A 17,810-nucleotide genomic window follows, 5' to 3' on the forward strand; every position below is an offset into this window, starting at 1 on the left:
TTGCCTGTGAAGGAATAAATTGGTATGCTGTTGTCCTTCTCTCTTTTTCGCCTTGACTGAAGTGAACGGAAACGCCGTTCAATCCACTTATCGGAGGTGTCACATGCTTTATTTCACTCTGGCTTCCAAAGCCTACTCCCGGAATCTGCAATACCGCGGGGCACACATGGTACATAACTTGGCAAGCGCCATGTTTGGTTACATGTATGCCTGCCTCTGGATCGGCATCGGGGCCGACCATACGCTCGGAGAATACGGGACACAGGGGATGATCAGTTACATTGCGTTCACGCAATCTTCTCTCTGGATCTCGGGTTTTCTCACGAACGGATTGGGTATTCCCTTATCCGTCAGGACAGGGCAGATCGCACTTGATCTGATGAGGCCTGTTCATCTGTTCACCCACTTGATGGCACGCGAATGGGGGCAGATTGCCTACCAGTTCGTGTACAAAAGTATTCCGATCTACCTGCTCTTCTCCATTGTCTTTTCCCTGGATTGGCCCTCAGACGTTTCAACACTATTCTATGCCGCACTTGGTCTTGCCGGCGCCGCATACTTGTCCATCTGCATGAACTACATTATTGGTGCCACGTCGATGTGGACCACGGAGTCCTCCTGGCTTCACTGGGGCAATCACGCGATGATGAATCTGCTGGCTGGTTTTTTCATTCCGCTGGAATGGCTACCGGACTGGCTTGAACAACTTGCCTGGATATCCCCCTACCCTTTCCTGCTCTATGTACCTACCCGAATCTATCTTGGTTTCGAAGATGGCTCCTTGTTATGGGGAACCTTGCTTTGGTGTGTCTGTATGACGTTGATCTGTCTTGCGATTACCCAAGTGTTACGTCGTAAAGTGGAGGTACAAGGCGGATGAAGCGAACTTCCTGGTTCAATTTATATAAAATGCTGATTCGAACAAGCATCCGCAGCCGGATGCAATACAAGTTCAATTTCATCATGGCGTCCGTACTGGCCGCTTTAATTCAGATCTCCGAGTTTCTGATGGTTGCTCTCGTGCTGCACAAATTCGGAGCAATTAAAGGCTGGTCCCTCCATGAGATCGGTTATCTCTTTGCCATCATGACGTTATCCAAAACACTGTATCGCACATTCGGAAACGAAGTTCATCATCTGGAAAAATATCTGGTTAATGGTGAGCTTGATCAACTGTTAACACGTCCCATGCCCGTATTGCTGGCACTGCTGCCGCAAAACTTCCGCATCATGGCTGGGGAAGTCCTGCAAGGCGGGTTCATTCTCTGCTGGTCATTGGCAGGCATGATGCATAGCGGACAGATTGGCTGGATCGCCATTCCCTTCTCCCTGTTTATTATCCTGACGGGTGCAGTCATTCTCTTTTCCATTGGACTCGCTACTGCTACACTCGGATTCTGGACCACACGCATCGAGGAATTACAGACGATTACTGAAGATGCAGCACGAACGGCTGCCCAATATCCGCTAACGTTATATCCCAAATGGATGTCTGGCATTCTGCTAACGGTGATTCCCGTGGGATTCGTCAACTATATTCCGTCACTCTATCTACTGCGGGGTGAAGGAGGAGCATGGGTCCTTGTTGCTGTTGCTGCGGTTGCCGTACTGAGCTTGGCTGCAAGTCTGCGTTTCTGGCAATTCGGCATGACCAAATATCAAAGTACAGGTAGCTAAGGAGGCGTAACGAATTATGAACATGATCACAGCACGGCATCTGCAAAAGGAATTCAAAACTCCTGTTATTCGTGAAGGACGTTTCTCAGGTCTACGTACGTTATTTTCACGTGAATATGTGTCCAAGGAAGCGGTACGCGATATCAGTTTTGATATCGGCCCAGGTGAGTTTGTGGGTTACATCGGTCCGAACGGGGCTGGCAAGTCTACCACAATCAAAATGCTGACAGGTATCCTGCACCCCACCTCGGGTGAGGTAAGGCTTGACGGTATGAACCCGCATCAGGACAGGCGCAGGACCGTGGGTCGACTCGGCGTTGTGTTTGGACAGCGCAGCCAGCTCTGGTGGGATCTGCCCGTGAAAGATTCATATGATATTCTGGCCGAGATGTACGGTGTCCGTGCCGAGGACAAAAAGAGACGGCTGTCCCAGTTCGCCGAGCTGCTGGACCTTGAATCGTTCTGGGCCACGCCTGTCCGCAAGCTTTCGCTTGGACAACGCATGCGCGCGGATCTCGCAGCTTCCATGCTGCATGATCCCGAACTGCTTTTTCTCGATGAACCAACGATTGGACTGGATGTGAACGCAAAGCGGAACATTCGTCAATTTCTACGTACATTAAATGAAACGTTTGGCAAAACGATTTTGCTGACCACCCATGATATGGATGACATTGAGCAGTTATGCAGTCGGGTGATGGTGATCAATCACGGTCAACTTACATATGACGGCTCGATACCTTCTCTGCGTGACACTATCGGTCTGCCGACACTTATCCGAGTTACGTATCGGGGTTCATTTCTTATGCCTGATACCATACCGTCCGCCATTCAGATCACAGGAGTGGAAGGGCAGATTGTTACCGTCGAAGTTAACCGGAAGGAATGGAGCACGATGGACATTCTGAAGCAGCTTGAACAATGGGGTGAGATTGAAGATGTGGAGATGAAGGAACCCGATTTTGAAGATATCATCCACCGGGTGTATTAGTTGGCCCATTTTGTGAGGAAATAGGATGAAGACCTGTTCTTACGCCGTTACATGAAAGAGGGACATGGCGTACTGTACTAATGGAGGTGAAACGTCATGCTTGTGACCAAACATGTCCTTGCAGCATCCAGTGTACACGCCACTCCCTATTTCATCGTACGGGGCATGATGCCGGGACCCGTAATGTTCATTACGTCCGGGGTTCACGGGAACGAAACGGCGAGCATGGCTGCTGCGCAAAAACTCGCAGATGATTGTGCGACAGGTCGTCACGCCATTCAGCGGGGGCTGTTAATTATCGTGCCACGCGTGAACCAGCAAGCCTACGTTAAGAAAATCAGAGGCAAGCCAGATCTGAATCGTACGTTTCCACGCCGTATGTCAGGCAAGGCCAAGCATCCGCTCGCTGCGGCAGTTTTTCGTTTGGCGCGTGAACATCGGGCCGACTGGTGGCTCGATCTGCATGAAGCCAACGGCCTGTCTCAACTGAGTTCGCGGGTGCTTGGACAGACGTTGATCACCAATCCCGGCAGTCGCACCATTCCAGCTTGCAGAAGAGTTATCGAACGGATGAATCGATCGATTGCCATTCGTGATCGTCATTTTAACCTCAAGCAGCATGAATTGCCGGGATCTGCCCGTACAGCGGCTTCAAGACTATTACAAGCCCGTTCTGTTACGGTGGAGACCTGCTGGAGTCTGAAGCGCGCGACCCGTATCAAGTATCAGACGGAGATTGTTCACCATTTTCTGCGTGAGGCGGGCATGTCGTGATGAAGAACATTACAATAGAACTAAAAGAAACCTCGGACAGAGAGCGCCCGAAGTACATCTTAAGGCGCTCTTTGTTCGAGGTTTTACAGTTTATAACTCTTTCTTTTGCACCCTGAACGATTGAATATAATTGTCAATATCGTCCTCCGGTGTATGCAACAGTCGTGCCAGATGAATCTGCATCTGTTCCAGATGGTCAATATGCTTCTGAATATCAGCGATTTGGTCACGGACGAGTGTTTTTAACGTATCTTTTTCCATGTCTTCCTGGCTGAGCAGTTGCAGGGTCTCTTGTATCTCCTTTAAGGAATAACCCAGCAACTGGGCATCCTTAATGAACTTAATTTTGACCAGATAATCCTCGGTATACACCCGATATCCGTTGGAGGAACGACGGGGAGCAGGCAGAATTCCACTATCTTCGTAATAACGGAGAGTTGCCATACTCACACCTGTACGCTTGGCCAACATTCCTCTTGTCATGGTTTCCATGCCTACTCCTCCACCCCTTGCGAATTTATTGTGTTTGTTTGTTGCGTATCTTGGTATACGTGGCATCATAAGTAACCTCAGAAAACTGAGATGCAGGGCCTTGCAATAACGGCTGCTCCTCTCCTTTGAGATAACGGTCAAAGAATGCGAGCGCATAGGATCTGGTTATATCCACATTATGTTCTGGCGTCATGCCTCTGGCAAATAGTTTCGGTGAAATTAATGAAATATCCGTAAAGCTTTGATGGAAGAAATTCTCCACCTTCAGATAATAGGTATCATTCAGACTGCTCGTCATCACATGGTCCAGATCCGGCTCAAACTCAGGGTAGAACACGTTATCTTTGGATGTAGCATTCGGATCGAAGCTTTTAGCCGTTTCACCAGACATGATGTACATAAAAGGCTGTTTTAATGACGTCTTGGAGACGCTACCCCAGAAGCCGCCTTCCAGACTGAGTCCTGCACGTAAACGTTCATCCTGTGCGAGTGCTTCGGCTGTTGTAGCCCCGCCATAAGAGTGCCCCATAATGCCTGTATGATTCAGGTCAAGCTTGCCCTCCAACACCTGATTGGGATCATTCCGATTCCACTGTTCAAGCGTGTCGAGTACAAAACGTGCATCTGCTGCACGAATGCCTACGCCCTCAACATTATATTGATACAGTTCTTCTGACGTTGCAAATTCAGGCCCGGCTTCATAAGACACTTTACGCCCATCGGGGAAGGTAACGCGAGCTGAGGTATACGGATGATCCATACCTACAACAATATAGCCATGGCTGACCAGCTCCTCGACAGCAGTCATGCTCTGGAAACGGGCAGAACGGACACCGGGAGAGAACAGCACCACCGGATAAGAAGGGCTTGCGTCTGATATGGCTGCGCCTTTAACCACATGTGTCGGAATGGTATCAAGGTAGCTGAACACCTTGGGCGGGATACCAAATACCAGACTGATGGCTTCTCCAAGTTCAGACGGGTAAGACTCAGGAGTTATCCCCTTGACATCCTCCGGGTTCACTGGATACCACACGTTAATCATCAGTTCCCGCTTGTCCCCGCTTTCGGGTGTAAACGTCTCTTCACGGGTTTCATCCACCAATTGTTGCGAAAATGTACCGATTGCAAACTGCCCTGTAGGATCAGGTATCGTAAATGCTGGAAAATACCAAGTGAGCAGTCCTGAGCCAGCGCCAGAGACCAGCGCCAGCATCGCAACCAGCGTGAGTTGAAGCCAAGAACGCCATTTCGGTTTCTGCTTCTCTGCAAAATACCCAGTGACTCTGTTACGATACTCTTTCACTACCTTAATGATTAATACGATGAAGATTATGCCTGCAACAAGATACGTTGGCAGCAGCATCACGCGAAACGAATCTAATATGCCGTGAAGCAGCAATGCTAATATCAAGGCAGCCGACATCCCTGCCGCAAGTTTCCGACGCTTTGAGTACAAAGGTATACACAACGCTGCAGCAATCGTTACAAGTACCAGTATCCATTCCATTAGTTTCATCATTTATCCTCCAAACGTTGTTGATGAAACAAGAATAAACCTTGAAGTATACTTCAAGGTCAAGGCTGAATTTCAGAAACAATTTATTGAGGAATTCGTATATCCCATTTGCGAAGTTCGGTCAATGTACACGTTCCGGACGCGAAAGCCTTAATACCTGTTGAGTTCGGCCCAGGATATATCCGCCCTGTCATTACCTGCTCTCCCTGCTGAATGAACACCTCAATGGAGCTGACATCCATAAAAATATGAAGTTCCAGCTTCCCGTCAAGCAGTTCCACGGTCGCAGCACGTTCTCCCCCCGGCCCTTGTCCCGCCCGCTCGCGATTTAAGCATAGACGACGCTGCTGCACATCATAGGAAATCACGGTTTCTTCGTCCTCACCCGTGCGCAGTTTCAACCCAAAGTGCTGTGCTTGCTCCGCTTCGAATACAGCATACATTTCGTAACGGTCTCCGCTGATTCCAAGATCAAGATCATGTTCATCACCACTTAAATGTATACCATACTGCTCATTGCCTTCCGATCTGTACTGTATAAGTTCAGGCAGAGGCCGGAATATCAATCGTTCTCCTCTGCGAATTAGTTGTCTCGGCAACGTCATCGCTCCAGCCCAGGCATGAGACTGTTGTGTCGGGATTTCCGTTTCCCACGTATCCATCCAGGCCACCATGATTCGTCGTCCCTGTGCATCCTCCATCGTCTGAGGTGCGTAAAAGTCGAAGCCGCAATCCAGTGGAACGTACTGCTCGTACTTCAGCACACCTTGGTCTTCATCCAGCGTTCCCATTATATAAACGGTCGAATGCAAGTTGCGATAGTTATCTCCCTGAGCAGGCATGCGCTGCGGAGACATGATCAGCACATCTTGACCATCCAGTGTGAACAGATCGGGACATTCCCAATTGTCGCCAAGCGTCCCGTCACTCTGGGCCATAATGTTAACATAACTCCAATCCTGCAAGTCCGTTGAACGGTATAACAGAATGACACCTTTGCCCGCAGCATCATTCGATCCAAGGACACAATAGTACACACCGTTTCGTTCAAACACTTTTGGATCACGGAAGTCCTTGGGACTGGTATGCGCTGGGATTTGATCCAGTCGAATGACCGGATTCATCGCGCTTTTGACAAAATCAATTCCATTGTCCGAGACAGCGATATTCTGTGTCTGCAAGTAATCGTTATCCTTGTCGGGTCCAGTCACCACATGCCCCGTGTACATCAGCACCAACTTGCCATCCTGCACGATCGCACTTCCAGAGAAACAGCCTCCACTGTCGTAGCTCTGATCGGGTGCCAGTGCAACAGGCAGATACGACCACGTAACCAAATCACGGCTCACTGCATGGCCCCAGTGCATCGGCCCCCATACCGGTTCGTAGGGATAATGCTGATAGAACATATGATACATCCCACCAAAGTATATGAAGCCGTTGGGATCATTCATCCAGCCCACCTCCGGCATCAAATGATAGGCCATTCGATAGGTTGGATCAACCTGATGTCGATGCTCCTTGATATATGTGTTGGCCCCGGCGAGTGTATAACTCTCCTTCGTGTGAGCCGAAGAACTCGTCAGTCCAAGGTCTGTCTCTTGCCTTGTGTCTATTTCCTGTTTCTCGTATCGTTCCTGATTCATATGCCCTTCAACTCCTGTCTCTCTCTATATATCACCCAACTGAACTTATTTGATAGCCCCTTGCATGACCCCCTGAATAATGTACTTCTGCGCAAACAGATAAACGATCAGTACTGGCAGCAGGGTCAAGACCAGACCAGCCATCAATGGACCGTAATCGACTGTGTATGTCCCATAAAAATAAAACGTGGACAGCGGCAGCGTACGCTGCTCGGATGAAGTCAACACCAGGGAAGGCAGCAGAAAATCATTCCATATCCACAATACATTCAGCACGCTAATCGTTACGGTTGTTGGCAGTAACACAGGCAGTACGATTCGAAAAAAGGTTTGCACTCTACCGCAGCCATCCATTAGAGCCGCTTCTTCAAGCTCCAGGGGAATACTTTTGATAAAGCCATGATAGATAAATACGGCGAGCGGACTGCCAAAGCCAATATACATGTAGATCAGCGACCACTTGTTATCCAGCAGGCTGAGCGAGCCGTATATTTTAACCAGCGGAATCATAATAGCCTGAAACGGAATAATCATCGCAGCTACCATCAGGAAAAAGAGATACTGATTCACCTTGCTATTGTGGCGAACAAAGTAATGGGCTGTCATCGCCGCAAAAAGAGCAATCAGTAATACACCTGCAATGGTTATGAGCAACGAATTGCTGAAGGCGGATACATATCCCATTTTGTCAAACGCATTGACATAATTATCGAATTGAAAGGAGCTTGGTAACCCCAGCGGATCGGAAGTAATTGACTGGTTAGCCTTGAACGAATTGACGATGAGAAGTACAAACGGAAATACAAACAAAATCATCACAACGATTAATGCACTAAACTTTATCCAGTTGAAAATGCGCGATTGTCCAGCCATCATGCCTCGACCTCCAGTTTTTTGCTGAAATAAACCTGGAGCAGTGTAATGGCGGCCACGAGGATAAACAGCACAAAGGCTTCTGCCTGCCCCAATCCGTAGTCACGAGCAAGAAAGGCCTGCTCATAGACATGCATGGATACCATCTCGGTGCTCTTGAAGGGCCCGCCACTGGTCAGGGAGACGTTCAGATCATACACCATGAATCCCCGTTGCAGTGACAAAAAGATGCAGACAATAAACGAAGGAACCATCAGCGGCAATACAATGCGCGCCAGCATTTTGCGATTACTTGCCCCATCTATGCTGGCTGCTTCCATAACATCCTTCGGCACATTCATCAGTCCTGCAATGTAGATAACCATCATATAGCCGGCATACTGCCAAACGGTCACCACAATGAGTGCCCAGAACGCTTTGTCCGGGTCAGCCAGCCAGGAGGTGGAAAACAGAGTGAGGTTCATTTTTTGTCCCGCAAAGACGAGTACCTGATTAAAAATAAACTGCCAGATGAAACCAAGCACGATTCCACCCACCAGATTCGGCAGGAAAAATCCGGCCCGAAACCAGCCCTGCGCCTTCATTCCCCGGGTTACAGCATAAGCGAGCAGGAAAGCAACTGCATTGGTGAGCACAACGGTAATAAATACGTACTCCAGCGTCATCCCGAATGATTTCCAGAACACGGTGTCCTTGAACACACCAATATAATTATCCCAGCCAACAAAGTTTTGATCGATGGCGATGCCATCCCAGTTCGTAAACGTCAAATAAATACCATACAGAAATGGAATAATCATCACTGTAGCAAACGCAAATAATGTCGGGCCAGTAAAGATCAGACGGGTCCGCAGACGTGTCCATAATCCTTTTTCGGTCAGCATTGTCAACCTCCACTCTATCCAAATGATTAGCCTAACGGTTATGCCGGAAACAAGTCGAACAGACCTCGTGTGGAAGCTGTATATTCATCATCTCCGGCGTACCGCAAGTCTCTCTCTATGTGCTGCTCAGGGCTAAAATTAACTCCTTTATTTCACGTTGCTCCAGTATGCCTGAATTTCGCTGGCAAGTCCGGCACGGTCAATGACGTCAGCCAAGTATTTCTGCATAGATGCACCCAGTTTGGACCAGTGATCCGCAGGAAGTGTACTCATTGATTCCTCGATTTTGCCTGCCTTGATGTATTCACTAATGGATTTGCCAAGCGGATCGGTTGGCTCCAGTGTAATGTTGCTGAATGCCGGAATAATACTGGCTTGATTCACCAGGAAATCCTGACCTTTTTCGTTATAAACAATCCACTCCAAAAATTTCTTCGCAGCTTCCTGCTGCGCTGGTGTGCTCTTTTCCTTATCCAGCAATATTCGTTTGGATACGGCAGCAGAGATTTGCGTATTACCGAAATCATCCGCATTATTGCTCACAGGTACCGGCAGGAAGCCGTATTTTCCATCTGCTGTATCAAAGCTTGAAATTTGTGGCCATGCCCAGTTGCCCTGGAACCATATGCCAACCTCACCCTTGCCAAGCACCTCCGGTCCACGCTCATAGGTTCCGGAAAGTGGAGAAGCCTTGTCAATATTGTAGGTTTTCATCAGATCAAATGTATCTAACAAGCCATTAAACACGGCGTTTGAAGCAAGGTCCACTTGACCTGCCTTCAGATCCGTAATGAATTGATCCACCTTCGCACGATCCGGCGACTGCCCACCATATGCAAGCCCCAGATAATGCGCACCAAGTGACCAATCCATCGGAGATACAATCAAAGGTGATTTTCCAGTAGTAGCGATCTTTTGAAACAGCTCATCAAGCTGTGCAGTGGTCTGTACAGACTTTGGATCGAATGTCCCACCTACCACCTGATCCAAAACATTCTGGTTATAGATGAATCCATAACCTTCAATAGAGAACGGGAAGGCATAATTTTTGCCATCAAACGTTGTAGCCGCTGTGCTATTCTCCACAGCGTCCTTCATCCAAGACTCGGATGTGAGATCCAGAACACGATCCTTGAATTTCTCGACATCCCCTGTATCCAGCATCATCATCGTTGTAGGGCTGCCGGAAGCATACAAAGCAGACGCTTTTTCAAACGGAGACTGTCCACTTCCTACAGGTACAATTTCAAGTGTGACATTTGGATTTTCGGCATGGAAGTCTTTAGCCGCTTGCTCCAGCTGACTGTTAATTTCCGACTTGGAATTGAGCAAGGTGATTTTGACACTCTCACTGCTGCTCCCCTTTGAGGAGGAGTTGGACTCCGTCGCTGCTTTACTTCCACATGCCGACAATACAAGCATCATAATCAAAGACAATACCGATAATTTCATCATCCATCTCTGTTCTCTTTTCATCTTGTTATGGCCCCCGATCAGTAGTTTAAAAGGAAACGCTTACAAATCGAATTATAATGTCAAAGGTTTGACATGTCAATCGTTTGACATACCATTCAAAAAAAAATTATTGCGCCTTTTTTTTTCGTGGCAAAAGGACAAACAGGAAAAAACGACCTGTATCAGGTCGTCTCTCTCTCCACTAAGGTAACTGGCAAAATATGCTCCATTCCGATCTTCTCTTCCGCGAGCTGGCGCCGAATCAGATCAATCGCCAGCTTAGCCATGGCCTCCACCGGCTGCCTGATCGTTGTTATGCCAGGCAACGTATACGCTGCCGCACGACTGTCATCATAACCTACAATAGCAATATCGTCAGGTACCTTGCGCCCACCTAACATGATCTGCTTCAGCGCATGCACCGCCATCAGATCACTCGTTACAAAGAGCCCATCCACCTCCGGGTGTTGTGCAAGCAGCTTATCCACCAATTCCGTATACTGATGCTGATCAAACACATTCAGATCGGTTTCATGAATCATGACCGGCTTGACTCCATGAGCCTGCAATGTATCAACGAAACCTGTCGTCCGGCGATTGGACAGCATTTGCAATTCCAAATTACCGCAGATATGTGCCAGATTCCGTCTGTTCTTCGAGAGCAGCAATTCAGCAGCCATAACCCCTCCCTGATAGTTATCAGATGAGATAAAGGGGATGTCTTCACCGATCTTACGATCAAAGGTCACGATTGGGGAATGTAAGTTCATATACTCATCGACTTCCAATGTATGACTTCCCATAATAATGCCATCCACGCGATTACCCTTGAGCATTTCCACATATTCACGCTCTTTGGAAGGGTCCATGTGGGAATTGCATAACATAATTTTAAATCCATTCTGGTATGCATGGTACTCAACATAGTTAGCCAGTTCTCCAAAAAATGGATGGGATACATCGGGAATAATCAAGCCTATAACATTGGATTGTTTACGCAGAAGAGAACGGGCAATTTCGTTGGGTCGATAGTTCAGTTCGTTCATGGTTTGATACACTTTGTCCCGAGTCTTCTGACTGATATATCCCCGGTTGTTTAATACACGCGAGACGGTAGTTACAGAAACTCCTGCCCTGAGTGCAACATCATGAATAGTTGCCATAACAGCCTCTTTTCCTACAACATTCTTCATACAGATATTATTATAAACCTATTGCTAACCCTGAACCAATCCGCGGTATCTGCCCGCTCTTTCATTCCGCTATAATTCTCGCTCTCGGCATGCTATGCATAGCTCCGTGCGTAACATGGACCTGTACCACATACGTGCCTGGTTCTTCAAAGGTATGCTGGATTTCATATTGCCCTTCCTCTGTCTCATTGGCAGTAATAGCCCCCTGATTCTCCAGTTCGTCCGCTGTCATCATACCTTGTTCCGGAGATACAGAAGGCGGATCGTCAAGCTCATTCCAGACCTGAAATTGCACATTGTCGGCATGGCTTAACGGTACATCTCCCTGTGTAAGCTTCACCTGCAACTGTATTGGTTTATGAAGAGAAGCCTTCTCTGGAACGACAAGTTTCACTTTGATCATCTCTGGCATCTCACCCGATTGTGACTGTTCCTCATAGGAGCATCCTACTGTCAGGAGGACCAGAATAATGAAGGGCATGAACCAACGAGCTTGTCCACTCATCACCATCTGTCCTTTCTTATCAAGAAGATTTTGGTGTTTTGCCGATGCCCCACAGCATCACGATGATGATAATAAAGGCAACCAGTGCGAGTAATGGAATCGTGATGAAACCAAACCAGTTCAAATAGTCGGTATAACATGGAACCTTGCCGCATGCAACGGCGTTGCCTGTAGCCGAGAAAATACGCTGGATCGTTACGTGATATAACGAAATGCCACCACCGACAAAACTAAGTGGGAGTACGTATTTCGTGATGCCCACGTCATCCTTGAAGTAGGCAATACCCAGCAAGATGGTTAGTGGATACATGAATATACGCTGATACCAGCACAGATCACATGGTAGATATCCCTTGATCTCACTAAAATATAGACTCCCCCCTGTTGCAATAACGGAAACGGCCCAAGCAACAAATAACCGGGTATCCACATTTCTCGCTGGACGCTCCGATTTTGATGATGTACTCATCCTCTGTCCCCCTCTTCATTTTGCTTATACCAAATTATCATACCTCATTCTGGACTCCATCGGCTATTCAAGCTGTTATGTAGGTCATTACTCGATGATTATACCAAATATTTGAACTTTTGGGTGTAACCAAAAAAAGCTGCCGTATGGGGCAGCTCTTTTGGTTTAATCTGATTTAATTCTACAATTACATCGATTTAGTCAGTGTAATGGAACCATCTTTTTGTGCCCATTTCACATCCCAGTTCAGAAGTTCAGCAATGAAACGCAGAGGTACTTGCGTACGTCCATCTTTGTTTACGAATACCGTTGCACCCACGTTTTTCTTAACGCCGTTCACTTCCATAACGTTGTTGTTCACCCAGAATTCCAGGGTATCATCGCCAGCCATTACCGTTACTTGTTGTGCTTTTTTGTCCCATTTCACTGTTGCCCCGATACCTTCACTCAAGAAACGCAGTGGAATGTAGGTTGTGTTTTTCCAAAGCACTGGTGTGGTGTCCATGTTGGTTGTTTTGTCGTTAATTTTCAGCATTTTGCTGTTCAGTTGCATCCATACTGTTGTCATTTCTGGTGCTGGTGCTGGTGTTGTTGGCTCTTGGAATTTGTCGTTAAATTGAGTCACAATGGCATTACCCAATGCTTGACCTACACCAAACATCACTTTGAAGCCTTCACGATTGGTTGTATAAGAAGCATCATAATTGCCTGCTGCATATTGATTCAATACGTTTTGCACTTGATTTTCATGTGTTGTCAGTGCTTGTTGTCCTGCTGCTTTTGGCAGATTTCCAGCTGTTGCCGAATCCAGGAATGTAGCGAATTCTGTTGTAAATCCGTCAATACGTTTCTCTACTGCTGCACGAGCCGCAGTATCGTTGTTTTTAACAGCTTTTACATAGTCGCTTTGCGCATTAACGTGATTGGTTACCCAAATTTTCTCGAAAGCATTGGCACCATCGTTACCATAAACGGAAGCGATCGCTGCTTTGAAGTCAGCTGTGTTTCCAGCTTCAGCTGTAATCAGTGCGTTGGAAGCGGCTGTACGTCCATCAAATTCCTCTTGCATTTGCAGAGCCGAAAGCGCAAAGTGTTCGGAAGCCAAGTGGTTGAGTGCAGATCTCAGATCAGCTGCTTTTGTATCCGCTTTGGTATTTTTGAATTTCTCAGGCATTTGTGTAGTAATTGCTGTGGAAAGCGCCTTACTTACGTCAAACATTTCTTTGAAACCTTCACGATAAGCCTTGTATGCATCAGCGTGATCTCCAGCTACATACTCATCAAATACTTTTTGCACGAGATCTTCATGTACTTTCAGCGCCTGTTTGGCTGCTGCCTTTGGCAATTTGCCTTCGGTAGCTGTGCTCAGGAACGTGGAGAACTCATCCACGAAACCGTTGATGTTGGCCTGTGCTTGTTTGATCCCAGCCTGGTTGCCCATTTTGGTTGCTTTCACCAGATCATCGGTGTATTTGTTATGAGCGCGGAAGATGCGTTCGAATTCTTTGGCACCTGCCTCACCATATAGGGAAGCAATCGCTGGTTGCATATCCAGTGCATTCTGGTCGAGTGCTTTGTAGGCTGCATCTGCATCTTTTGCTCCGTCATATGCTTTTGCCATTGCCGTTACTGCGAGTGCAAAGTGCTCGGACAGCAGGTGGTCCAGGTTTGCTCTCAAGTCAGCCGCAGGTGTATTTACGGATGCTTTCATCATTGTCATTGGTGTCTGTGGAGCGGAAGCTGCTCCAGCGATCCCCGGCATCAACAGTGTCAAGCTAAGTACAGGTGCGATAAACTTCTTCATCTTCATTTTCATTACGTGTTCACTCCTCGATTATGTTTTGTGTATAATTTCTTTCCTCGTCGTCGTCTTCATAGGGTGTAACGCAGGGTTTTCTATTCTGGATCACTCTGTGGGCAAAAAAAATTACAGCCTTCCGTGAAGAAAGCTGTAAATGCCTGATGTATCAAGGTTTTTTTGAATTAAAAAAAACTAAAATTATAGTGATCTTTCCGATCCAAGACTACCTACATACTGTAAGACAGATACTTCATTTCCCTATATTTCTCAATTAAAGCTTACATCAAAGGTTATCCTGAAGTACAATGAAGACATATCAACTTATTCGCGAAGGAGGTCCATTCATGACCTGGTTGCCTTATGTTTTAATTGTCGGTATCGCCTTGTTTGGAGGTATTGCTACCCTGATTATCGGTAATTCCAAAGCCAATCAGACCAGCAACCCCGAATATGATCGTCGCACAAAGCAAAACCTCAGTAAACTTTCCTATGTATACGTTGGTGCAATTGTACTGGGTTTTGGCGGACTAATCCTCTATCTTTTCAACTAAAATGTTTCGATTCGGCAAAGAATACGTTCAAACATGCCTAGCAGCTTAAGTTTTCGTTCTACATATCCAATGGCTGAGGGGCCATCTCCCCTCTCCCTGATTACTGCCAAAAATCCGCGTAACATCCATACTTGTAACTGTTCGTAAAGCTGCCTCCTGTTAAAATTAGCATTTTCCTGCACATAACCCTCTTCAAAGTCAGCCATAATCTTTCCAAGTTCTTGCCTATGTGTTAATGAGGGAATTGTAGAAGTCAGTACAGCTGCCAGATCAAAATGATGATCGTCCATTCTTACTTCACCAAAATCAATAATGTAGATGGACTCTTTTGTAAACAACAAATTCCACATGCCCAGATCCCCATGAATGACTGAATGGTTCGTCTTGCGAAATCCCAGACACTCCACTGTAAGCTGGGCTAAAGTACGAATTTGTTCAGATGACGAAGCTAACACTACATTGGAAACCTCACTCCATAATTGAGATAACTCGAAACGATCTTCCATACCAGCAACCTTAAGATGACTCGTCGTACGATGAAAAAGACCGATCACCTGACCTAACCGAACAAAGTCAATGTTACTTTGGGAACGCGGAAGCAAATCCTGTATGTAGATCTGCAAATTATAAATCTCATTATTATATGTAATATACGGAATCTTGTATTTTGTCTGTACCATGGATGGTGAAATGTTTACGCTTGCCAATACCTGAACCAATTCATACTCAATCCAAGCCTGTTGTTCGTTCCTCAGTTTACGTAAAACGAACTTACCTTGTGTAGACTCAATCAACATCGCTTTAGAACTATTACCGTGTTTTATGGCATTATATTCTACAATATTCCCTATATCATAATGAACTGCCACGTAATGAAAAATAGTCATGCCTTCACCTCGTTTCCTCATCCTAAGCGATCTATTCAACAGACAGATGCTAGTCTCCTGTATATACACACATGTTTACAAGTTGGAGATAATTCAGAATTATTCTGGATATGTTCGGGGTTTAATATAAAGCCATAAGGGACAGCGAGCCCATTAAACAAAACCAAACCCCAACTTGAAGGAGAGATATATGATGAAAAAAAACATGAAGAAATCCGTAGCAACGATGATGGTACTGGGCATGACATTAACAGGAGCGACTGGCGTATTTGCCGGAACGCAGCTGGAGAAGATCTCGGCATACCTTAACCATGGAATTAGCTTCAATGTGGATGGCGCGGCTTATTCACCAACGGATGGCAACGGCAACAAACTGGCTCCAATTACCTATAACAACTCTACTTACCTGCCTGTACGTGCACTTGCAGATGCGTTGCATATACCTGTATCCTATGACGGCAAAAAAGGTCAGGTCATTATTGGCCAAGCAACAACCAATCCATCAGCCCTGACGAATGTAACGTATAGCGCTGCACAAAAAGCGGCAATTCAAAAAGCTTTTGCCCAATTCGATGGGTTTGAAACAGCTTATGCCCCTCAGCAGATGATCGCAGGTGACACGTTTAAAAGTGTAGGTGCAGGTGGCGACGGCGTCAGCTTTGTTTTCAACCATATGAAAGTGGATGTATCTCCAAGAGATTATTCGGACGGTTATACGAGCAAAGACGTTAAACTGTCCAATGGCGTTATCGCCAAGTGGTACACACCCGATCAAACGGGCATGCTCACCTTCCAACTGGATGATCGCTACGTTACCCTTAGCTCCCCGGATCATAAGCTGAGCCAAACTCAGTTGCAACAAGTCGCGGTCTCTGTTCAAAAGGCAACTGGCAGCAACGATCAAGGGACCACTGCATTCGCTGATGTGAACTATAGCAAACAACAATTGGATAACATGCGTAAGGCATTTGCGAAGTTTGACGGATTCACCACTGCTTATGCCCCTCAACATATGGTTGCTGGAGATACGTTCAAAAGCGTAGGTGCAGGCGGTGATGGTGTAAACTTTGTTTTCAATCGTATGAATGTCACGGTATCCCCTAAAGACTACTCGTTCAGCTATGATGGCAAAACGGTAAAACTGCCTAATGGCGTATCAGCCAAATGGTATACACCGGATCAAACGGATATGCTCACATTCAAGCTGGACGATCGTTATGTAACCATCAGCTCGCCGAATAACCAATTGACTCACACTCAACTGGAGCAAATGGCGGTATCTGTACAAAAAGTGAAATAAACGATGCACGATCCTTAGATCGAAATAGGAAATATAAACACACATCATTTCGGTCCCACTTTATGATCTGGGGCTGATTTGATGTGTGTTACGTATTCTCAAGTTCTGCTTCAAAGACCTCTGCCTTATTCATGACTTGGCGAAGCCAGTAATACCGATGCAAGTCCATGATAAAATGGAACACCACAAGAGCCAGCATAATGTATACAGACATTAGCACAACAACCACAGCCTGCTGTGTAACAAAGGCCAGTGAAATATTGGCCAGAAGATATGCTCCGCCCGTAATCAAGGTTAATGTGGTAACAGGCACACCCGTGCTCTTATCCCCTTTTTTACGCTGAGGGGGCTGCTGCAACCTACGCAAACGAAACTTCACGTATTGGAATAAGGCAAAACCATATACCGCAAATGATCCAATGGCGTACCAAGGTGTCGACAGACCAAGTGTCCCGTAGGCAAACTTCTGTATAGTTACCATAAATCCCACAGAACAAACGATGCCAAATACGCCTCGGAACAGTACATAATTCAGTTGGAGTCTGCGTGGGGCAACAATCAGGGCAATCGCCCATATATTCATAAAGGCTAGCGGTGGCACGAGAATATACGCATACAGCGATTGGAACGGGACACTGAACACGGGAATAAGCAGAAATACATTAAGAAAAAACAGGACAAGTATACCTGCACTCAGCCGAATACCATCTACTGCATAGATAACATAAGATGAAACTTCATACGGTTTTGAACGTTTATTGTTCGCCATAATAGCTCTTCCTTGATAGATACG

At 46.5% G+C, this 17,810-nt stretch carries 18 protein-coding genes; 6 read left to right on the forward strand and 12 right to left on the reverse strand.

Annotated elements, in window-relative coordinates; translation table 11 throughout:
• Nucleotides 1-103: 103 nt before the first annotated feature.
• The 4 genes from ACETMN_RS28950 (at nucleotide 104) to ACETMN_RS28965 (ending at nucleotide 3,442) form a co-directional block, all read left to right on the forward strand.
• A complete protein-coding gene (locus ACETMN_RS28950) occupies nucleotides 104-880 on the forward strand; it encodes an ABC transporter permease (protein ID WP_091019213.1) in 777 nt (258 codons plus the stop codon).
• A complete protein-coding gene (locus ACETMN_RS28955; protein WP_091019211.1) occupies nucleotides 877-1,677 on the forward strand; it encodes an ABC transporter permease in 801 nt (266 codons plus the stop codon). Before ACETMN_RS28950 ends, ACETMN_RS28955 begins: the two co-directional genes overlap by 4 nt.
• Before the next feature lie 22 nt (nucleotides 1,678-1,699).
• The gene (locus ACETMN_RS28960) at nucleotides 1,700-2,668 is read left to right on the forward strand and encodes an ATP-binding cassette domain-containing protein (RefSeq protein WP_091019384.1); all 969 of its coding nucleotides are present in this window, start codon (nucleotides 1,700-1,702) and stop codon (nucleotides 2,666-2,668) included.
• A 96-nt stretch (nucleotides 2,669-2,764) separates the two neighbouring features.
• Nucleotides 2,765-3,442 carry a succinylglutamate desuccinylase/aspartoacylase family protein gene (locus ACETMN_RS28965; RefSeq protein WP_091019210.1) on the forward strand — a complete coding sequence of 226 codons (678 nt, stop codon included), beginning with the start codon at nucleotides 2,765-2,767 and terminating at the stop codon, nucleotides 3,440-3,442.
• A 90-nt stretch (nucleotides 3,443-3,532) separates the two neighbouring features.
• Here ACETMN_RS28965 and ACETMN_RS28970 read toward each other — a convergent pair whose 3' ends face one another.
• The 10 genes from ACETMN_RS28970 to ACETMN_RS29015 form a co-directional block, all read right to left on the reverse strand.
• Nucleotides 3,533-3,934: a MerR family transcriptional regulator gene (locus ACETMN_RS28970; RefSeq protein WP_091019207.1), complete on the reverse strand. Its 402-nt coding sequence runs from the start codon at nucleotides 3,932-3,934 to the stop codon at nucleotides 3,533-3,535.
• Nucleotides 3,935-3,959: 25 nt separating this feature from the next.
• Nucleotides 3,960-5,453, reverse strand: a complete 1,494-nt coding sequence (locus ACETMN_RS28975) for an alpha/beta hydrolase family protein (RefSeq protein WP_411735450.1) — start codon at nucleotides 5,451-5,453, stop codon at nucleotides 3,960-3,962.
• 83 nt (nucleotides 5,454-5,536) lie between these two features.
• On the reverse strand, nucleotides 5,537-7,099 hold the full coding sequence (locus tag ACETMN_RS28980) for a glycoside hydrolase family 32 protein (RefSeq protein WP_091019204.1): 1,563 nt from the start codon (nucleotides 7,097-7,099) through the stop codon (nucleotides 5,537-5,539).
• 45 nt (nucleotides 7,100-7,144) lie between these two features.
• Nucleotides 7,145-7,975, reverse strand: coding sequence for a carbohydrate ABC transporter permease (locus tag ACETMN_RS28985; RefSeq protein ID WP_373419887.1), 831 nt, complete (start codon nucleotides 7,973-7,975; stop codon nucleotides 7,145-7,147).
• Nucleotides 7,972-8,856, reverse strand: a complete 885-nt coding sequence (locus ACETMN_RS28990; RefSeq protein ID WP_091019202.1) for a carbohydrate ABC transporter permease — start codon at nucleotides 8,854-8,856, stop codon at nucleotides 7,972-7,974. The genes ACETMN_RS28985 and ACETMN_RS28990 overlap by 4 nt, the downstream gene beginning before the upstream one ends.
• 147 nt (nucleotides 8,857-9,003) lie before the next feature.
• Complete coding sequence (locus ACETMN_RS28995; protein ID WP_411735451.1) at nucleotides 9,004-10,332, reverse strand: ABC transporter substrate-binding protein; 1,329 nt, start codon at nucleotides 10,330-10,332, stop codon at nucleotides 9,004-9,006.
• Nucleotides 10,333-10,493: 161 nt separating this feature from the next.
• Complete coding sequence (locus ACETMN_RS29000; protein ID WP_411735452.1) at nucleotides 10,494-11,474, reverse strand: LacI family DNA-binding transcriptional regulator; 981 nt, start codon at nucleotides 11,472-11,474, stop codon at nucleotides 10,494-10,496.
• Between the two features lie 91 nt (nucleotides 11,475-11,565).
• The gene (locus ACETMN_RS29005) at nucleotides 11,566-11,985 is read right to left on the reverse strand and encodes a FixH family protein (protein ID WP_411735453.1); all 420 of its coding nucleotides are present in this window, start codon (nucleotides 11,983-11,985) and stop codon (nucleotides 11,566-11,568) included.
• A 43-nt stretch (nucleotides 11,986-12,028) separates the two neighbouring features.
• Nucleotides 12,029-12,478, reverse strand: coding sequence for a disulfide oxidoreductase (locus ACETMN_RS29010; RefSeq protein ID WP_091019195.1), 450 nt, complete (start codon nucleotides 12,476-12,478; stop codon nucleotides 12,029-12,031).
• A gap of 187 nt (nucleotides 12,479-12,665) precedes the next feature.
• Entirely contained in the window at nucleotides 12,666-14,288 is a 1,623-nt protein-coding gene (locus ACETMN_RS29015; RefSeq protein ID WP_411736445.1) for a copper amine oxidase N-terminal domain-containing protein, read from the reverse strand.
• Between the two features lie 335 nt (nucleotides 14,289-14,623).
• On the opposite strand from ACETMN_RS29015, the gene ACETMN_RS29020 reads away from it, so the two are divergent.
• Nucleotides 14,624-14,830 (forward strand): hypothetical protein, encoded by a 207-nt coding sequence (locus ACETMN_RS29020; protein ID WP_105601930.1) that lies wholly within the window; start codon nucleotides 14,624-14,626, stop codon nucleotides 14,828-14,830.
• Here the strand turns inward: ACETMN_RS29020 and ACETMN_RS29025 are convergent.
• The gene (locus tag ACETMN_RS29025) at nucleotides 14,827-15,717 is read right to left on the reverse strand and encodes a phosphotransferase (RefSeq protein ID WP_411735454.1); all 891 of its coding nucleotides are present in this window, start codon (nucleotides 15,715-15,717) and stop codon (nucleotides 14,827-14,829) included. The genes ACETMN_RS29020 and ACETMN_RS29025 overlap by 4 nt on opposite strands.
• Nucleotides 15,718-15,910: 193 nt before the next feature.
• Here ACETMN_RS29025 and ACETMN_RS29030 point away from each other — a divergent pair, with 193 nt between their 5' ends.
• Entirely contained in the window at nucleotides 15,911-17,017 is a 1,107-nt protein-coding gene (locus ACETMN_RS29030) for a stalk domain-containing protein (RefSeq protein WP_091019191.1), read from the forward strand.
• Between the two features lie 88 nt (nucleotides 17,018-17,105).
• Here the strand turns inward: ACETMN_RS29030 and ACETMN_RS29035 are convergent, their stop codons facing one another.
• Entirely contained in the window at nucleotides 17,106-17,786 is a 681-nt protein-coding gene (locus ACETMN_RS29035) for a hypothetical protein (protein ID WP_411735455.1), read from the reverse strand.
• Between the last annotated feature and the right edge of the window lie 24 nt (nucleotides 17,787-17,810).

This window comes from Paenibacillus sp. M2, from assembly GCF_046713495.1.
In the GTDB taxonomy this organism is placed as follows: domain Bacteria; phylum Bacillota; class Bacilli; order Paenibacillales; family Paenibacillaceae; genus Paenibacillus; species Paenibacillus amylolyticus_B.